Origin of the sequence: Embleya scabrispora DSM 41855 (assembly GCF_000372745.1) — a bacterium.
GTDB classification, from domain to species: Bacteria; Actinomycetota; Actinomycetes; order Streptomycetales; family Streptomycetaceae; genus Embleya; species Embleya scabrispora.
On record NZ_KB889561.1, the window covers coordinates 138071 to 155979 of the forward strand.

12 protein-coding genes and 1 pseudogene are annotated in these 17909 nt (G+C 72.1%); 7 read left to right on the forward strand and 6 right to left on the reverse strand.

Going from position 1 to position 17909, the window contains the following annotated elements:
- Positions 1-59 precede the first annotated feature (59 nt).
- From A3IC_RS0100610 to A3IC_RS0100625, 4 genes are all read left to right on the forward strand, one after another.
- Positions 60-1034 carry an ABC transporter permease gene (locus A3IC_RS0100610; RefSeq protein WP_020548118.1) on the forward strand — a complete coding sequence of 325 codons (975 nt, stop codon included), beginning with the start codon at positions 60-62 and terminating at the stop codon, positions 1032-1034.
- Positions 1034-2074: an ABC transporter ATP-binding protein gene (locus A3IC_RS51755; protein WP_020548119.1), complete on the forward strand. Its 1041-nt coding sequence runs from the start codon at positions 1034-1036 to the stop codon at positions 2072-2074. Before A3IC_RS0100610 ends, A3IC_RS51755 begins: the two co-directional genes overlap by 1 nt.
- A complete protein-coding gene (locus tag A3IC_RS0100620) occupies positions 2071-3141 on the forward strand; it encodes an ABC transporter ATP-binding protein (protein WP_020548120.1) in 1071 nt (356 codons plus the stop codon). Before A3IC_RS51755 ends, A3IC_RS0100620 begins: the two co-directional genes overlap by 4 nt.
- A gap of 61 nt (positions 3142-3202) precedes the next feature.
- Positions 3203-4645: an aminopeptidase P family protein gene (locus tag A3IC_RS0100625; protein ID WP_020548121.1), complete on the forward strand. Its 1443-nt coding sequence runs from the start codon at positions 3203-3205 to the stop codon at positions 4643-4645.
- Positions 4646-5058: 413 nt separating this feature from the next.
- On the opposite strand, the gene A3IC_RS61600 is transcribed toward A3IC_RS0100625, so the two are convergent.
- The 6 genes and pseudogenes from A3IC_RS61600 to A3IC_RS73320 form a co-directional block, all read right to left on the reverse strand.
- Complete coding sequence (locus A3IC_RS61600) at positions 5059-5823, reverse strand: class I SAM-dependent methyltransferase (RefSeq protein WP_020548122.1); 765 nt, start codon at positions 5821-5823, stop codon at positions 5059-5061.
- Positions 5824-5997: 174 nt separating this feature from the next.
- Positions 5998-7056 carry an S-methyl thiohydantoin desulfurase family protein gene (locus A3IC_RS0100635; protein ID WP_020548123.1) on the reverse strand — a complete coding sequence of 353 codons (1059 nt, stop codon included), beginning with the start codon at positions 7054-7056 and terminating at the stop codon, positions 5998-6000.
- Entirely contained in the window at positions 7049-8662 is a 1614-nt protein-coding gene (locus A3IC_RS0100640) for a hydantoinase/oxoprolinase N-terminal domain-containing protein (protein ID WP_020548124.1), read from the reverse strand. The genes A3IC_RS0100635 and A3IC_RS0100640 overlap by 8 nt, the downstream gene beginning before the upstream one ends.
- 48 nt (positions 8663-8710) lie before the next feature.
- On the reverse strand, positions 8711-10216 hold the full coding sequence (locus tag A3IC_RS0100645) for a purine-cytosine permease family protein (protein ID WP_245599108.1): 1506 nt from the start codon (positions 10214-10216) through the stop codon (positions 8711-8713).
- A gap of 152 nt (positions 10217-10368) precedes the next feature.
- On the reverse strand, positions 10369-11721 hold the full coding sequence (locus A3IC_RS0100650) for a hydantoinase/oxoprolinase N-terminal domain-containing protein (RefSeq protein WP_063744781.1): 1353 nt from the start codon (positions 11719-11721) through the stop codon (positions 10369-10371).
- A 94-nt stretch (positions 11722-11815) separates the two neighbouring features.
- Positions 11816-12754: pseudogene (locus A3IC_RS73320) on the reverse strand (DUF917 domain-containing protein); the annotation flags it as partial.
- An 88-nt stretch (positions 12755-12842) separates the two neighbouring features.
- On the opposite strand from A3IC_RS73320, the gene A3IC_RS0100660 reads away from it, so the two are divergent.
- The 3 genes from A3IC_RS0100660 to A3IC_RS51775 all read left to right on the forward strand — a co-directional run bounded on the left by A3IC_RS0100660 (position 12843) and on the right by A3IC_RS51775 (position 17747).
- Positions 12843-14273, forward strand: a complete 1431-nt coding sequence (locus A3IC_RS0100660; RefSeq protein ID WP_020548127.1) for a PucR family transcriptional regulator — start codon at positions 12843-12845, stop codon at positions 14271-14273.
- A 172-nt stretch (positions 14274-14445) separates the two neighbouring features.
- Positions 14446-15609, forward strand: a complete 1164-nt coding sequence (locus A3IC_RS51770) for a cytochrome P450 (protein WP_052173155.1) — start codon at positions 14446-14448, stop codon at positions 15607-15609.
- A 485-nt stretch (positions 15610-16094) separates the two neighbouring features.
- Positions 16095-17747, forward strand: coding sequence for a M14 family metallopeptidase (locus A3IC_RS51775; protein ID WP_020548130.1), 1653 nt, complete (start codon positions 16095-16097; stop codon positions 17745-17747).
- Positions 17748-17909: the final 162 nt, after the last annotated feature.

The following is a 17909-nucleotide window of genomic DNA, read 5'->3' on the forward strand; positions in this document are numbered from 1 at the left end:
CGCGCCGCCCGCGCCGGGCCGCCCGGCCACTCCCCGGTCCGACCTCCAGTGAGGGCCCCATGTTCCGATTCCTGGTGCAGCGACTACTCGGCGCCGCACTGATCCTGTTCGTCGTCTTCACCGTCACCTTCTTCCTGTTCTTCGCGATGCCGGACGACCCGGCCCGCCTGTCCTGCGGCAAGACCTGCACGCCCGAGACGCTCGCCCTGATCCGACGCGACCTGGGCCTGGACGCGTCGGTACCGATGCAGTACTGGCACTACATCGTGGGCGTCTTCGCCGGGCGCGACTTCGGCTCCTCGCACTGCTCCGCGCCGTGCCTGGGCTACTCGTTCGTCAACCACGAGCCCGTGCTCGACACCCTGCTCGACCGTTTCCCCGCCACTCTTTCGCTGGCCCTGGGCGCCTCGGTGATCTTCCTCGGCGGCGGCATCATGATCGGCATGCTCGCGGCGCTGCGGCGCGGCACCTGGCTGGACAAGTCCACGATGGCGTTCTCGCTGATCGGGGCGTCGGTCACGATCCAATTCCTCGGGGTGATCGCCCGCTACGTCCTGGTCGACGAGCTGCGCTGGCTGCCCAAACCCGAGTACCTCCCGTTCACCGACGATCCCGGCGGATGGACGGGCGGGCTCCTGTTGCCCTGGCTGACCCTGGCCTGCGTACAGGCCGCGGTGTATGCGCGCTTGACCCGGGCGTCGATGATCGACGCGCTCGGCGAGGATCACGTACGTACCGTCCGGGCCAAGGGATTGACGTCCCGTCAGGTCTATTTCAAACACGCGTGGCGCGGCGCGATCACCCCGGTGGTGACCGTCTACGGCATCGAACTCGGCGTCCTGCTCGGCGGCGCGGTGGTCACCGAGACCACCTTCAACATCCCCGGCATCGGCAAACTCGCGGTGAACGCGGTCGCCAACTCCGACCTGCCGATGATCACCGGCGTGGTGCTGATCGCCGCCACCGCGATGGTGCTCGCCAACGTCGCGGTGGACGCCGTGTACGCCGTCATCGACCCCAGGGTGCGTGTGTGATGACCCCTCCCCTGCTCGCGGTTCGCGACCTGCGGGTGCGCTTCGCCACCGAGGGCGGCGTGGTCAAGGCCGTCGACGGCGTCTCCTTCGACGTCGAACGCGGCCGCACGCTCGGCATCGTCGGCGAGTCCGGTTCCGGCAAGAGCGTCACCAACCTGACCCTGCTCGGGCTGCACAATCCCGCCCGCACCACCATCGAGGGCAGCGCGGTCCTGGACGGGACGGAACTGGTCGGCGCGCCCGAACGCACCCTGCGCGACCTGCGCGGGCAGCGTGTGTCGATGGTCTTCCAGGACCCGCTCACCGCCCTGTCGCCCTACTTCACCGTCGGCGCGCAGATCGTCGAGACCTACCGCAGGCACACCGGCGCCGGCCGGCGCGAGGCCAAGGCGCGCGCCGTCGAGATGCTGGACCGGGTCGGCATCCCGCAACCCGAGCGCCGGGCCCGCGAGTACCCCCACCAGTTCTCCGGCGGCATGCGCCAGCGCGCGATGATCGCCATGGCGCTGGTGTGCGACCCCGATCTGCTGATCGCCGACGAGCCCACCACCGCGCTCGACGTCACCGTGCAGGCCCAGATCCTGGATCTGCTCGCGGAGTTGCAGGAGCAGTTGGGCACCGCGATCATCCTGGTCACCCACGACCTGGGGGTGGTGGCGGACGTCGCCGACGACGTGCTCGTGATGTACGCGGGCCGCGCGGTCGAGTTCGGCCCGGTCGCCGAGGTCCTGGACACGCCCAGACATCCGTACACCCGGGGCCTGCTCGCCTCGGTCCCGCGCCTGTCCGACGCCCTGGACCGGCCGCTGCAACCGGTGCCCGGCTCGCCGCCCAGCCTGCTCGACCCGCCGTCCGGCTGCGCCTTCCACCCGCGCTGCGCGCACGCGGTCGACGGGCCCGAGGCGCCGTGCCGCACGGTGCTACCCCTGTTGACGCGAGCACAGGCGGCCTCCGGCGGCAGCGGGCACGCCGCCGCATGCCACCTGGAGGCGGCGCCGGGCACCGCGGCGCCGACGGACCTGCAAGGAGCCACTCCATGAACGCCACGTCGCTCGACAAGTCCGAGCCGCCGCTGCTGCGGGTGAGCGGACTGACCAAGCACTTCCCCACCAGTCGGAGTCTGCTGGGCCGTCGGGCCGGGGCCGTGCGCGCGGTCGACGGCATCGACCTCACCGTCGGGGCCGGGCAGAGCCTCGGCCTGGTCGGCGAATCCGGCTGCGGCAAGTCCACGACCGGGCGGCTGATCACCCGACTGCTCGAACCCGGCGCGGGCACCATCGAGTACCGCGGCCGCGACATCACGCACGCCTCGCGCCGCCAGCTGGCGCCGATCCGCGCGCAGATCCAGATGATCTTCCAGGACCCGTACTCCTCGCTGAACCCGCGGCAGACCATCGGCACCATCCTGCGTGCCCCGCTGGACGTCAACGACATCGACCCGCCCGGCGGACGCGACCGCCGGATCGAGGAACTCCTGGCGACCGTCGGCCTCAACCCCGAGCACCGCAACCGCTTCCCGCACGAGTTCTCCGGCGGGCAGCGGCAACGCATCGGCATCGCCCGGGCGCTCGCCGCCGGACCCAGCCTGATCGTCGCGGACGAGCCGGTGTCCGCGCTGGATGTGTCCATCCAGGCGCAGGTGATCAACCTGCTCGAGGAACTGCGCCGCGACCTGGGCATCGCGTTCGTGTTCATCGCGCACGACCTGGCCGTGGTGCGGCACTTCTGCGACCGGGTGGTGGTGATGTACCTGGGACGCGTGGTGGAGAGCGCGGATCGCGAGTCGCTGTACGAGCGGGCGCATCACCCGTACACCCAGGCGCTGTTGTCCGCCGTACCCGGTGCGACCGGCCCGGACGGCACCCGACTGGAGCGCATCCGACTCAGCGGGGACGTACCCAGCCCGATCGACCCGCCCTCGGGCTGCCGCTTCCGCACTCGCTGCCACAAGGCACAGGACGTGTGCGCGATGGTCGAACCCCCGCTGACCGCGGTGGCCGGCGGGCCCGGCCACGAAGTGGCCTGCCACTTCCCCGAACCCGTCAAGGTCGGGTCCGCGAAGATCCCGGCGCCGGCGGCGCCCGCTCAGCCGAGCCGGACCTCCTGATACCCGGTGCGCGCGACCCGGTCCACGCACCGCCCGAACCCACCGGAAGGACAGGGAATCCATGACCCGGCAAGATCCCGCCGCGGCACTCAACACCGGCACCCACGACATGCCCGTATCCCCCGTGCTCGACGCCTTCATGGCCACCGCCTGGGCGCCCAGTCCGCTGCCCGACCTCGGCCCCGAGCCGGTCGCCCCGTGGGCGGCGAAGCGCCGCGAGCGACTGTCCGCGCGCTATCCGGGCGAGCGGTTGGTCGTGCCCGCCGGCACGCTCAAGGTGCGCAGCAACAGCGTCGACTACCGATTCCGGCCGCACACCGCGTACACGTACCTGACCGGCGACCACACGCCCGACGGCGTGCTGGTCCTGGAACCGGTCGGCGACGCGCACGAGGCCGTCCTGTACCTGCGTCCGCGTTCGCCGCGCGACACCGGCGAGTTCTACCGCGACCGGCGCCACGGCGAGTTCTGGACCGGGCGTCGGCCGACCCTGGACGAATCGACGACTCTGCTCGGCGTCGAATGCGCCCACCTGGACACCCTGCCCGCCCGGCTCACCGGCCCCGCCGTCCCCACCCGCCTGCTCTGCGGCGTCGACCCGGACGTGGACCGACTGGCCGCCCCCACCGACGCCGGACGCAGCGCCGAACTGGCCGCGCACCTGTCCGAGATGCGCCTGGTCAAGGACCCGTGGGAGGTCGAGCAGCTGCAACTGGCCGTCGACCACACCGCCACCGGATTCGCCGACGTGGTGCGCGCACTGCCCCGGGCGCTGCGGCACCCGCGCGGCGAACGTTGGCTGGAGGGCGTGTTCGACATGCGCGCCCGGATCGAGGGCAACGGCACCGGCTACGACACCATCGCCGCGGCCGGTGCGCACGCCTGCGTGCTGCACTGGATCCGCAACGACGGCCCGTTGGATCCGACGCAACTGCTGTTGTTCGACGCCGGCGTCGAAATGGACAGCCTGTACACCGCCGACATCACCCGCACCCTGCCGCTCTCCGGCCGCTTCACCCCGGCGCAGCGCGAGGCGTACGAGCTGGTGTTGGCCGCGCAGCAGGCCGGCATCGACGCCCTGCGCCCCGGCGCGCGTTTCCGCGACTTCCACAACGCCGCGATGCGCGTGATCGCCGAGGGCCTGCACGCCTGGGGCGTCCTGCGGGTCACTCCCGAGGAGGCGCTGCGTCCGGACAGCGGCCTGTACCGGCGCTACACGCTCTGCAGCAGCGGCCACATGCTCGGCATGGACCTGCACGACTGCGCCAAGGCGCGGGCGGAGGCGTACCTGGACGGCGTCCTGGAGCCCGGCCACGTGCTCACCGTCGAACCGGGCCTGTACCTCCAGCCCGACGACGAGACCCTGCCCGTGGAACTGCGCGGAATCGGCATCAGGGTCGAGGACGACCTGGTGATCACCGAGGACGGCGCCCGCCTCATGTCGGCGGCGCTGCCCCGCACGCCGGACGCCATCGAGGAGTGGATGGGCACACTGGCCGGCTGAACCCGGACCCCGCGGCCCGGCCGCCCCGGTGTCGGGACGGCCGGGCGTTGCGAAAGCGCTTCGGCTCGAAGCGGTCCGCGGCCGCCTCGGCTACTCGGTGGCGTCGCGGACGGGGTCGGGCAGGGCTCCCCGACACCCGGGACAAGCTCGTGGCCTGCGCGCGGCGCGGTCTGCCGGCCGGGCCGGATGACGAACTCGCCGTAGTGCTCTACGAGTTCAGCGCGGCTGCCCGGGACGAGAGCGAATACGCCACGCCGGCACAGAGCCTGTACGACCGTCAGGTGGCCATGTACGGCTCGATCCTGGAAATCGGGCGGGCCCAGGGCCACTTCCGGTTCACCGAGCCGATCCGGGACGTGGCCGCGAACCTGGCCACCCTCGAGGACGGCTACGGCCTGCACATGGACGCGTGCTCAGGCGAGTCGCATGGCCACGACGTCATAGCGTTCGAGGACCGGGCGCGGCCGGGCAAGCGGCTCGGCCGCGGCCTCGACCTCCAAGCGACCCAGGCCGGCCTCGAACTCGGCATCGGACAGGTGGGTGAACTTCGAGATCGGCCGGGTCGACATTCGACTGTGGAACTCGCTCAGACTCGCGGTGACCGGCTGGGCGAAGGAGACGACCTCCACCACCGAGAAACCGGATGCGGTGAAGTCGGCCAGAACCTGCGAGCGTCCCGGGAACCGCTTGGCGTCGACCTCCCGCAATCGCGGCCAATAGTCGTAGACCAGGGCATCCAGCCGCTCACGAAAGGTCGTGCGGATCACCACGACCCCGCCCGGGCGAAGAACTCGGGCCAACTCCCCTGCGCACGAACGCCGATCGGGTAAATGGTGGATCACGCGCGACAACAACGCCAGATCGAACAAGCTCCCACGCGTGGGAACGGCCTCCGCGGCGCCACCGACGTACCGGACGGCGTCGTGGCCGTTGGATCGGCGCGCCTGGGCCAACATCGCCACCGAGGGATCGATACCCACCACCAGCGACGCGTGACACCATCGGGCCATCGCGGCACAGAACATCCCGGTGCCGGCGCCGACCTCCAGCACGGTCGGATGCGGTTGCGGCACGAACGAACCGATCAACTCGACCCAGGCCCGAAGCGATGCCTCCGGCATCTCGTTGCCCGCCTGGTAGACGCCGGCCAACCGCGCATCGTCGTAGACACGTCCCATCGGCCGATCCTTGCCCTTCCCACCCAGGAGGGCAAGGGAACCGTCCTGCCGATCGGCCCGCTGTAGCCCGGTACCGACGAAGCGATCGACGCCACCCCGGCAGTCGACGGCGAGAACAGGCCCGGACCCCCTTCGGGCGCCTCGCCGGCGGCTGTCGGTGAGGCGCCCGGGGGTTCAGTCGGTCAGTGGGTGGTGGTCCAGGTCGTAGCCGAAGTAGCGCGGGCCGGTCAGCGCCAGGCCGGCCGGGGTCGACCAGCGGGGGTCGCACGGGGCGGCCAGGACGGTGACGCGCAGTCCGTAGCGCAGCGATTCGGTGGTGACCGGCTCGCCCGTCTCGGTGTCCAGGACGCAGATCAGATCCGGAGTCGTGGCGACCACCCGGCCGTCGCGGCGGGCAAGCAGGTGTTCGTTCTGGAAGTCCAGTTCGAGGACCGTGCCGGCTCCCTCCAACCGGGCCCGGCCGCGGGCGAAGCCACCCTCGGTGCGGCGTTCGACGTCGACCACCTTGCCGACCGAAAGGTGCACGCCGCCCAGCAGTTCGCGGGCCGCCGCGACCGGGTCGCGGTGTTCGGCGCGGGCCTCGCGGACCGCGCGGCCGAGGTTCTCGGCCAGGGTCAGGGTGGCCGGGACCAGACCGTCGCGGAGTTGGTCGCCGCGCAGGACGGTGTCCGCGCACGAGATCTGGCAGCCGCGCTCGACGCACACGGCGCGGGCGATCCGCTCGGCCTCGGTATTGTCCACCGCCTGGACCACGATCGTGTTGCCCTTGTCGTCGGCCAGCGCCATCGGCGAGTTGGCCACCCCGATCAGGCCGGGCAGCACCATCTGCGCCTCGGGGAACGCTCGACCCATCGCGTCGCCGTCCACGATCGGCAGCCCGGCGTGCGCCGCCGCGGCCAGCGGGATCATCGAGTTCACACCACCTATCTCGATCGGCACCAGGTGGGTGGCTCGGCGGCCGAGGACCGCTTCCAGGGCGCGCAACGCGTTGATCTCCTCCCGGCCGGAGGGGAGTTTCTCCAGCAGCACGGTGGGCGCGCCCATCGACGAGATGGGTACCACCGTCGCGTCGGCCGGCACCTCGTCGATGTCGACCACGGTGACCGGGCCGTGTCGCCGCACCGCCTCGCGGGCCAGCAGCATGCCGACATACGGGTCGCCACCGCCGCCGGTGCCCAGGATGCCCGCGCCGCGCGCGATGTCCGCCAACTGCTCGATGCCGATCTCACGCATGGGTGGGGATTCCGTTCTTCGCGTCGTACACGGGGGTCGGCGAGCCGAGTCGGTCCAGGTCGAGATCGCCGACGGCCTTGATCCGGACGCGGGTCGCGCCACCCGGCAGGTACGCCAGCGGCACCTCCTCCACGTCGACGACGCGGACCGTACCCACCCGCGCACCGGACTCCTCGGCGCGCCGCACCGCCTCGGCGCGGGCCGTGGCGAGCACGTGGTCGCGTCGGCCGTCGGGGACCTTGAAGACCCGGTCGACCTCGCCGCCGACCTGCGCGATGGCCGCGCCGACCGCGTTGGCCACGTCGAAGTGGGCCGGCCTGCGCACGTCGGGGAAGCCGGGCAGGCCACCCGTGACCAGGACGCTGCCGCCGCCGACGGCGACCACGGGCAGCGGCGCGGCCGAGGTGCGCATGCGGTCCACCGTCTCGGCCAATCGCTCGGCGATCCGGGCGAGGGCACGCTCGGCGAAGGCGCGGTCCACGCCGGCCACCGCGCCCGCGTCGCCGATATCGGCCGCGCCGGCGGCCACGGCCAGGTCGGTGGCGGTCAGTGTGTCGCCGCCGAAGACCAGGGCCCGTTCGGTGAGCCGGTAGCCCACACTGCGCGGCCCGACCTCGCCGTCCGCCGCGACCAGCGAGCCGCCGCCGATGCCGAGCGAGAGCACGTCCGGGATGCGGAAGTTGGTGCGTACCCCGGCCGCCTCCGACTCGCCGGCCGCCTCGCGCGGGAACCCGGCGACCAGGATGCCCACGTCGGCCGTGGTCCCGCCCACGTCCACCACCGCACAGTCGGTGAGCCCGGACAGGAAGGCCGCGCCGCGCATCGAGTTGGTCGGCCCGGAGGCGAACGTGGCGACCGGGTAGCGGCGCGCGTGTGCGATGTCCATCAGCGTGCCGTCGTTTTGCGATATGAAGAACGGCGCGGTGATCCCGGCGCCGGCCAGCGCCGCGCCGAACGCGTCCACGATGTGCTCGGCCAGGTCGCGCAGCGACGCGTTGACGATGGTGGCGTTCTCGCGTGCCAACAGGCCGACCCGGCCGATCTCGTGCGAGAGGGACACGTGTACGTCGCCGAGTTCGGCGGTCAGGATCTGCGCCGCGCGTACCTCGTCCTCGGCGGCGGCCGGCGAGAACACCGAGCTGATCGCGATCGAACGCAGCCCCCGGGCCGCGATGTCGGCCGCGACCCGGCGCAGTTCCTCGGGGTCCAGCGGCGAGATCATCCGGCCGTCGAACTCGCGCCCGCCGTGGCACAGGTAGGTACCACCGCCGACCACGGCTCGCAGCCGCTCGGGCCAGTCGACCATCGGCGGCAGCGCCTCGGTCGCGGGCAGGCCCAGGCGCACCGCCGCGACCTCGGCGAGTCGTTCGCCCTCGATGAGCGCGTTCAGGAAGTGTGTGGTGCCGATCATCACCGCGTCCACCGCGGCCGGATCGGTGGGCCGGCCGTCGGCGCCGGGCGCGGCGAGCAGCGCGGCGACGGCGGCGGCGACTCCGGAGGTGACGTCGGCGGTGGTGGGTGACTTGGTGCCGGCGAGGACGCGGTTGTCCTCGCCGAGCAGGGCGGCGTCGGTGTTGGTGCCTCCGACGTCGATTCCGATGCGCATGTGATGGTTCCTCTTGCCGAATTGCCGCAGCGGGCGGGGTAGGGGTGTTCAGACGGTGCCGGACGCGGCCTTCGCGGCGGCGATCTCGCGAGCAGCCGCCGGGTGGGCCGGTTGCTCGACCGGGAGTTCGCGGTGGCCGTGCACGAGGTTCAGCCGGCCGGCCACGATGTATCCGAGCCCGGCGAGCAGCAGCGAGTTCAGCGCCGGCACGCCGGCCCACTGGTAGTGGTCGCACAACCAGCCGAACACCGAGGCCGCGCTCCACAGCACGATCGTGGCGGGCACCCACGAGGGTTCGGTCTCCGGGAGTCGGCCGATCGCGCGGGAGGCGTCCAGTTGCGGGCGCCAGCGCTTGGTCACGAAGTACTCGGCGACCATGATTCCGGCGATCGGCGGCGTCACCACGCCGAGCACGGTCAGGAAGTCGGTGAACCGGTCGAGGATGCCGGCGGCCGCCGCCAGGCTGCCGAGCACGCCGATCACGATCGTCACGGCGGTGCGGTTCATCCGTACGCCGATCGTCGACTCGACGGCGCTGATCAGGCCGAGCGCGGCCGAGTACAGGTTCCAGTTGTTGATCTTCACGGTGGCCGACACCAGGATCAGCACGCCCGCCACGCCGGAGGAGGCGGTGATGATGGCGATCACGTCGGACGACTTGACCGCGTACGCCAACAACACGCCGGCCAGGCCCAGTACGTACTCGCCCAGCGAAATGCCGACCAGGGTCTGCTTGACCACGTCTGCCGTGGAGCGGTTGAACCGGGTCATGTCCGGTGTGGTGACCGCGCCGACGATGTACGAGCCGGCCACGATCGTCGCGCCCGTCGCGATCGATATGTGCTCGCCGAAGGGCGGCGAGGCGACCAGGTCACCCATGCTGTGCCGGGAGATCTCCACGGTCATCGCCCAGCCGGCCAGCCCCAGGAACGCGGGCACGGTGACGAAGGCCGTCCAGCCCATCGCGCGGAACCCGCGCAGGACCAGGGCGGTGACGCCCAGGCCGGTGATCAGACACCAGCCCCACAGCGGCACGCCCGACGCCAGCGAGTGCAGCCCGGCGGCGAACACCGCGGTCTGCACGCCGAACCAGCCGAACAGACTGACCGCGATCACCAGGCCGATCAGGGTGGATCCGTAGCGGCCGAAACCGGTCCAGCGGGCGAGTACGGAGGTGGTCAATCCTTCCCGCATGCCGGCGATGCCGACGAAGACGCACACCACCTCCAGGATCACCGAGCCGAGCGTGAACGCCCAGAACGCGCCCCAGAAGCTCAGTCCGGCGCCCAGGGTCGCGCCGAGCAGGAATTGGGTCAGGTCGGAGAGTTGGCCGAAGCGCTGGATGGCGACGTTGAACCAGGAGTAGCGCGCGGACTGCGGCACCCGTTCGAGCGGGTAGTCCTCGTCGATGCCCGACGCGCCGGGTGCCGACGACTCGTGTGCCACCGATGCGGGTGCCACCGGGTCGGGGCTCGTCGGGTCGGGGCTCGTCGGGTCGGCGGCCGACTCGGGAGAGGGGGACCCGGCTGCGGGCATTCTACTGTCGGTGGTCATGCGCTTTCCTCGGATTCCTGGAGGCCGGCTCGAATTCCCGGGGCCGGAAGGGGACGTCGGGCAGGGCGAGGCATGGTGTGGTGCCGCGGGGTGTGGATGGGCCGCGGTTCACCGGGACGGGTGGTGCTCCGCGGATACGTTTCGAGGAGCGGTCACAGCGGCGAGGGGGGTCCCACCGCGCGGGCGCGCAGGCTGAACGCGGGCCCGGGAAGGTAGGGCACGGGTACCCGCTCGACCGGGAGCACGACGATCCGGCGCGGATCGGCTCCCGCGCGCACCGCACTGCGGCGCGCACCCTCGCGTACCTCGTCCACCGCGTGCGTCCCGGCCGCATCGCCGGCCCGCATCAGCCGCTCGTGGGCGCCGCCGACCGGACTGAGCGCGGCGCCGAACGCCCCGGCCACCAGGCCGTGTTCGGGCAGCAGCACGTGTGCGGCCGGCGCCCGTGTCGCGGCGAGCGCCGCCGAGCCGCCGCCCACCACGACCAGCGGCAGGCGGGCCGCGCCGGGCTGCATCCGGTCCACCGCCTCCTCGAACGCGTCGGCATCGTCGGCCGGGACGCGAATCAGGTCGGGCATCGGGAAGCTCACCGGCACGCCGCCGATGACCAGCCCGGGCCGGCTCTCCTGCGGGAAGCCGCCGGCCAACAGGCCCACCCTGATCCGCCGCGCCCCGACGTCGGCGACCACCGCGTCGGTCAGGCCGGTCAACACCCCGGCGCCGCGCAGCGTGCCGGCCGGGCCGCTGCCCAGGGCCAGGCTCGGATGCAGCCGCAGATACTCCAGCGAGGTCAGCGTGCCGTCGCCGCGGGCGACCAGGACCGTCGTGGACGACAGGCCCAGCGCACCGAGTGCGGCGGTCAACGCGTCGGCGAGGACCCGGGTGTGTCGGGAGAGCGCGGCGTCCAGGACGATGCTGTTCTCCCGCTCGATCAGGCCCAACCCACCCGACCCGGCGGACAGGCCCACGAAGGCGTCGGCGCCCACCTCGCGGCGGATGATCTCGGCGGCCTGCTGCTCCTGGGTGTCGTCGATCGGCGAGAACACCCCGGTGACCGCGAACGCGTCACAACGACCGGCCAGGCCGGCCGCGAAGCGGGCCACCGCGTCCCCATCGAGCGCGGTGGCATCGGCGGGGGTCAGGCCCGCACCGCCCTCGACCATCGCACTGCCGGCGTGCACGGCCGTACGCAGGTCGGCGGGCCAGTGGGCCAGCGGCGGCACCGCGTCCGAGACGGGCCCGCCGATCCGCAACACGCCGACCCGGGTCAGGCCCTCGCGCCGGGTGACCGCGTGCGCGGCGCTGCGCAGGCCGATGGCCACGTGGGTCACCCGCGGTGCGCGCGGTGCCTCGCGCAGGAGGGCGGCCACGGCAAAGCGGACGCTGTCCACCGGATCCGCGGCCGAGGGCACCTTGACCGTCGCCGCCGGAGCGTCGTCCACCAACAGGGCGCCGTCGGTGTTGGTGGGGCCCACGTCCACGCCGATCGTGCGCGCGCCGGTCATCGCCCGGCCTCCGCACGGTCGGGCAGGTCCAGGCCGAAGGCCGCCGGGCCACCGAGCCGAAGGCCCGGCTCGGTGTGCCAGACCGGGGCACGTCCAGCGCGAGGACCGACACCCGGAGCCCATAGCGCAGCGCCTCGACCGGTAGCGCCTCGCCGGTCCTGGTCTCCACCAGCGCGATGATGTCCGGCGTCAGCACGACGGGCCGGCCGTTCTCCAGGACGGCCAGATACTCCGACTGCGCCTCGACCCGCAACAGTCGGCCGACGTCCGGGCCCAGGCCCTCGACCAGGATTCCGGTGGTCGCATCCGAGACCCGCTCGATCGCGCCGATCTTGCCGGTGACGACACGGCGGGCCACCGGCGAAGGGTCCTCGGGAACACCGGCGGCCGGCGCCGAACCCACGGCGAGGGCCCGGCCGATCGAGCCGGGCACGGCGTGGCGCGCGACCTGCTCGGCCGTCACCGGGTAGTCCGAGCAGGCGGCCTGGCCGCCGAAGGCGTCCAGGGCGGCCCGGACCAGGCGTTCCAGCCAGGGCCCGTCGGCATGGTCGACCACCACGGTGCGGCCGCGTTCGTCGGCGAGCACGGCGGGGGTGGCCCGGATGCCGGCGAGTTCGAGCACGTTCTGGTCCATCCGGGGGAAGGCCCGGCCCATGCTGTCCGCGTCCAGCAGCGGCAGGCCCAGGCGCGCGGCCCAGGTGATGGCCACGCAGCCGTTGGATCCGCCGATCTCGCTCGACAGCAGTGCGAGCGGCGGCCGGCCCCGGACCTTCTCGACCCGGTCCCGCATCCGGCGCGCCTCGGCGACACCGCCGACGCGCTCGGCCATCACCGGGGAGGAGCCGACGATGCCGACCGTCATCACGGCCGCGTCCGCGGGCAGGTCCCGGGGGTCCAGGACGCGTACCGGCCCGTGTTCGAGGATCGCCTGTCGGGCGCCCGCGAGGGTGACCGACGTGGCCCCGCCGCCGCCCGAACCCAGGACGGCGCAGCCGCGTGCGAAGTCCGGAAGCAGTCCGGCGTCGAGTTCCATGGGTCAAAGGTACGAACAGCCGGCGTATCGGACGTGTGCCACACGCACCCGATCGAGTCGAACATGTGCGGCCGGCACACTTGGCGGCGTGACCCTACTCGCCGAGCTGCTCACCGCCCCGGACATCGACGGGCTCGTCGTCGTGGCCGGGCCGACGGATGCCGTCCCGTTGACCGGCGTGCGGCTGGAGACGCGCGCGGACCGCCTGGCGCATGCGCCCGCCGGATGCCTGGTCGTGCTGGCGACCCCGCTGAGTGGTTACCGGCTCGACGTGGCGGTGCGCGATCTCGCGGCGACCGGTGCGGCGGGCCTGGTACTGACCGCGATCACGCCGGACGCGCCCGTCCCGGCCACCGCTCTCGACCTGGCCGATCGGGGCAGGGTGGCGATCCTGCACACCGACGGCGACCTCGCCGCCCTGATCCTGGCCGTCGACCGGGCGGTCCGCGGCGGAGCGGCCGATGCCCTCGCCCGGGTGGAGGCCGCGGCCCGCGAGGTACCGCCCGTCGCTGGTGACCCCGAACGTGTGGCCCGGGCCGCGTCCCGTGTCCTGGGTGTCCCCGTCGAGTTGCGCGCGCCGGAGCCGGGCGAGGCGGGCGCGTCCGCGCGCGGGCCCGACGGCGACACCTGGCTCAGCGCTTCGGACCGGCCGGGGCCGAGCGGCCAGGCCGTGCGGGCGGTGCTCGCCCTCGGCGCCCTGGCCGCGGCGGCGGGACCGGCCGACGACGTCCCGGTGCGCTCGCGCGGCCAGTTGCTGGCCGAGCTGTTGGCCGTACCGGAGGCCCAGGCGCTGCGCCTGGGCAGCCGCGGCCGGGCCCTGGGGCTGCCCGTGGACAACTGGCATCTGGTCCTGCGGGTGGAGCCGGTCGCCTTGGCCGGCACGGACCGCTACCGCCTCCTGGAAACCGCCGGGCCGCTCGCGCTGCGCCTGCTGCGCTCCGCCGTAGCCGTCGCCTGGAACGCCGCGCGCGTCGACGAGGCGCTGATCCTGACCCGCTCGCAATCCACCGACCCGGGCCGCGACGGCATGCGCGCGGCCCTGGCCGACGCCGGTCGGCTCCTGGCCGCGCTGCGCGAGCGCAGCCCCGATGCGGATCTGCGCTGCGGCGTGGGCACGGCACATCGCGGTGTACTCGGGCTGCGCACGTCCGCACGCGAGGCGCAGACCGCCCTGTCGCGCTCGGGCGGCGGCCTCGGCCCGGTCGCGGCACACGACGCGGCGGGCCTGGACCGTATGCTCCTGGACTGGTACTCCTCCGATGCCGCCCGCGAGGCCGTGCGCGAACTCCTGGCTCCGGTACTGGCGTTGGGCCCACAGCGCGCGGTCCCGCTGCTGCGCACACTACAGGCGTACCTCGACCACCAGGGCTCGCCGGCCCGGGCGGCCGAGGAACTCCACCTGCACCGCAACGCGGTCACCAAGCGCGTCCACAAGGTGGGCGAGCTGATCGGCGCGGACCTGGAGGACCCCCAACAGCGCCTGGCGGTGCAACTGGCCTGCCGGGCCCACTTGATGTAGCGGACGGCCCGGGCAGTCCGGACCGGGAACTCGTCAGGCCCGCCCGGTGATTGGCCCTGCCGATGCCTTGCACGGGCATTGCGGTCACACGATACTGACCTGAGGTCGCTGTCCGTGTTCCGTGTGGGGCACGTGCTCCCGCACCCGACCGGTGTCAGGGGGAGACCGCTCGATGGCCAGGGGAGATCTGCGTCGGTTCCATCGGGATCCGTTGGGTTTTCTCGAGGATCTGTCGCGCCGTCGATCCACGGACGTCTTCCGCCTCCCCTGGGGCGGTTGGTGCGCGGGCGAGACGGAACTGGCGCTCGCGGTGTTGCGCGATCCGGGGTTCAACGCGGGTCTGTCCACCTTCTACGGTGACCTGTTGCCCTCACGATCGGCTCAGATCGCCGTCGGTCACGCGGTGCGGAACATCATCCGGGCACGATTACCCGAGTACCGCGAGAACCTCGCCGCAGCGGTGCCCCGACTGCCCGCGGCCGGGCGCTGGCCCGAAACCGGCACCGCACTGGTGTACGAGTGCCTGGCCGATCTGCTGTTGCACCCCGCCGCGGCACCGGAACTGCGGTCCCTGCTCGCCCGATCCGTGGGCGGCGGCCTGCTGATCCGCTCGCCCCTGATGCGGGAGCGGGCACGCGCGGAGATCCTGCGGTCCAGGCTCTTCACCGCGCTGATCCGGCACATCGGCCGGCGCCGGGGACAAGGCGTCGACCCCGGCGGCCCGCGCGACCTGCTCGACGCCGTCCTCGATGCCTGCCCCCGGGAGACGACCGACGAGGTCGTGGCCGAACTGTACGTGCTGTTGTTCCGCTCGATCGTGGGGAACGTCGGCTACGCCGTGGCCTGGACCGTACTGCTGGCCGGTCTGCACCACCCGCCGGGAGCACCCTGGCCGTGGCCCACGGACTGGATCGTGCGGGAGAGCGCACGGCATCGCCCGTTCGTCTGGATGGTCGGCCGCCCCGTCCCGCACCCGATCGAATGCGGCGGTGTGGCGTTGCGTCCCGGCACGATCCTGTCGGTCAGTCCCTACCTCCTGCACCACGACGAACGGCACTGGAGCAGGCCCGACGCGTTCGACCCCGAACGCTGGGCCCACCCGGACAAACGCGGTCCCTATCTACCCTTCAGCGCGGGCCCGTTCATCTGCGCCGGCGCGGCCGTCGCCCAGACCATGACCACCGACACCGTCGCCGCCCTGGCCGCGGACGCCCGGCTGACCGTCCTCGGCGGGCACACCCGTCCGGTCGTGACCAACGCGGCCGCGCCGTGTGCGTTCACCCTGAGCCGCACCACCGAACCGCTCACCCGATCGCACGCACCCGAAAGGAGGTGAAAACCATGATGGCAATCATCCGGCGGGTCCTCACCAACACCCCGCCGCTGATCTGGAACCCGAAGGAACACTGGTGATCCGAGCCCGAACCGGACGGCCCGCACGGCCGAACGAAACACGCCGTGCGGGCCGTTCGCCGCTCCCCGGCGCCGGTCGCCCGGCGCCGGGATGTCGTGCGTCCCCCGGAACCCTGCTCCGGTTCGGCGGGACGACAAGGGTTTTCCCCGATTCGCGCTCCGGGGTCGGATGGTTACCCTTTGGTAGCGCTCCCTCGACTTCCAGTGCCTATCACGTCCCCCGTACCGAATCGCCTTCGGCGTGCGCAATCGCACGTCCGGCGCGCCCGTTCGCTCGATGGCCGCTGTCCCTCACCACATGCGCGGCCCCAGCGGCATGTCGTCGGCCTCCCCGGCGGTGTCCGTCGACACACGACGCAATCCCTCCGGCATCGGAGAACTCCGATGCCGCCACGAGGAGGTACACGTGTGAAACGCAAACGCCTGTCCGCCCTGACTGCCGCCTTCACCGTCGCTCTCGCGATGGTCGCGGTCAACCCCGGCCCAGCCGTCGGGGAGAAGGCGCCGTCGTCCGCCGATGCCACGACGTCCGCCGAGTACAGCGTCGTCGGCGTGCGAACCGCCCAACAGCGCAGCGCCATCGCGGCGACGGGCGCCGCCGTCGACGGTGTGGAGGACGGCCGCCTGTTGATCACCGCGACCCCGGAGGAGGTCCGGCGGATCAAGGCGCTCGGCTTCACCGTCAACGCCGAGGCTCCGCCCACCGCCCCCGAGAACCGGATCAACCGGGATTTCCCGCCCTCGGACTCCGGCTACCACAACTACGCGGAGATGGGCGCCGAGATCGACAAGGCCGTCGCCAACCACCCGACGCTGATCAGCAAACAGGTGATCGGGCGCTCGCACGAGGGCCGTGACCTGTACGTGCTGAAGATCTCGGACAACGTGACGCTCGACGAGAACGAACCGGAAGTGTTGTTCACGCACCACCAACACGCCCGGGAGCACCTGACCGTCGAGATGGCTCTCTATCTCGTCAAGTTGCTCGGTGACGGCTATGCCACCGACCCTCGGATCAAGGCGCTGGTCGACAGTCGCGAGATCTGGATCATGCCCGACGTCAACCCGGACGGAGGCGAGTTCGACATCGCCACCGGTTCGTATCGCAGTTGGCGCAAGAACCGGCAGCCCAACTCCGGTTCGAGCAACGTCGGTACCGACCTCAACCGCAACTGGTCCTACAAGTGGGGCTGTTGCGGAGGCTCCTCGGGCAGCACCGGCAGCGAGACGTACCGCGGCCCGCAGGCCGAATCCGCGCCCGAGGTCAGGGCCGTGACCGACTGGGTGCGCGGCCGAATCGTCGGCGGAAAGCAGCAGCTGACCGCCGCGATCGACTTCCACACCTACAGCGAACTGGTGCTGTGGCCGTTCGGTTGGACGTACAACGACGTCGTGCCCGGGATGACCGCCGACGAGTACAACACGTTCGCCACGCTCGGCCGGGCCATGGCGGCGACCAATGGTTACACCCCCGAGCAGTCGTCCGATCTCTACATCACCGACGGCTCGATCGACGACTGGCTGTGGGGCGATCAGCGCGTCTACGCGTACACGTTCGAGATGTACCCGGAGTCGGGCAACGGTGGCTTCTATCCGCCCGACGAGGTCATCGATCGCGAAACGTCCCGGAACAAGGCCGCCGTCCTGCATCTGCTGGACTACGCGGACTGTCCCCCGCGTGCCATCGGCAAGACCTGCGGCGGGGATCCGGGCGGCAAGACGTTCGAGAACACCACCGACGTGGCCATCCCCGACAACGGCGCCGCCGTCTTCAGCGACATCGCCGTCACCGGTGTACCGGGCAACGCGCCCGCCGGCCTCAAGGTCGGCGTCGACATCAAGCACACCTGGCGCGGCGATGTGACCATCGACCTCGTCGCACCGGACAACTCCGTCTACCGACTCAAGGACGCCGCGAGCAACGACTCCGCGGACAACGTCGTCACCACCTACACCGTCGACGTATCCGGTGAGGTCGCCAACGGCACCTGGCGGTTGAAGGTACAGGACGTCGCCGCCGCGGACACCGGCAAGATCGACTCCTGGAAGGTCACCTTCTGAGCGAGTGTCCCGGTGGGTGTTCCGCTCACCTCGGCTCGGCCCGACCCGGTTCCACACCGGGTCGGGCCGAGCCGCTCGCGTCGCGGCGGGCGGCCGGCGCGTTCGGCGGCGGCACGGCCCACACCCGTCGACAGGGGTTGATGCCGGACATACCCGATGGCT

What these genes read in the sequence shown, in the direction of transcription:
- A3IC_RS0100645 (WP_245599108.1), bottom strand. Translation starts at nt 10,216, where the DNA reads ATGACCACCGACAGTAGAATGCCCGCAGCCGGGTCCCCCTCTCCCGAG.
- A3IC_RS51755 (WP_020548119.1), top strand. Translation starts at nt 1,034, where the DNA reads ATGACCCCTCCCCTGCTCGCGGTTCGCGACCTGCGGGTGCGCTTCGCC.
- A3IC_RS51770 (WP_052173155.1), top strand. Translation starts at nt 14,446, where the DNA reads ATGGCCAGGGGAGATCTGCGTCGGTTCCATCGGGATCCGTTGGGTTTT.
- A3IC_RS0100640 (WP_020548124.1), bottom strand. Translation starts at nt 8,662, where the DNA reads ATGCGCATCGGAATCGACGTCGGAGGCACCAACACCGACGCCGCCCTG.
- A3IC_RS0100625 (WP_020548121.1), top strand. Translation starts at nt 3,203, where the DNA reads ATGACCCGGCAAGATCCCGCCGCGGCACTCAACACCGGCACCCACGAC.
- A3IC_RS0100620 (WP_020548120.1), top strand. Translation starts at nt 2,071, where the DNA reads ATGAACGCCACGTCGCTCGACAAGTCCGAGCCGCCGCTGCTGCGGGTG.
- A3IC_RS0100635 (WP_020548123.1), bottom strand. Translation starts at nt 7,056, where the DNA reads ATGCGTGAGATCGGCATCGAGCAGTTGGCGGACATCGCGCGCGGCGCG.
- A3IC_RS0100650 (WP_063744781.1), bottom strand. Translation starts at nt 11,721, where the DNA reads ATGACCGGCGCGCGCACGATCGGCGTGGACGTGGGCCCCACCAACACC.
- A3IC_RS61600 (WP_020548122.1), bottom strand. Translation starts at nt 5,823, where the DNA reads ATGGGACGTGTCTACGACGATGCGCGGTTGGCCGGCGTCTACCAGGCG.
- A3IC_RS0100610 (WP_020548118.1), top strand. Translation starts at nt 60, where the DNA reads ATGTTCCGATTCCTGGTGCAGCGACTACTCGGCGCCGCACTGATCCTG.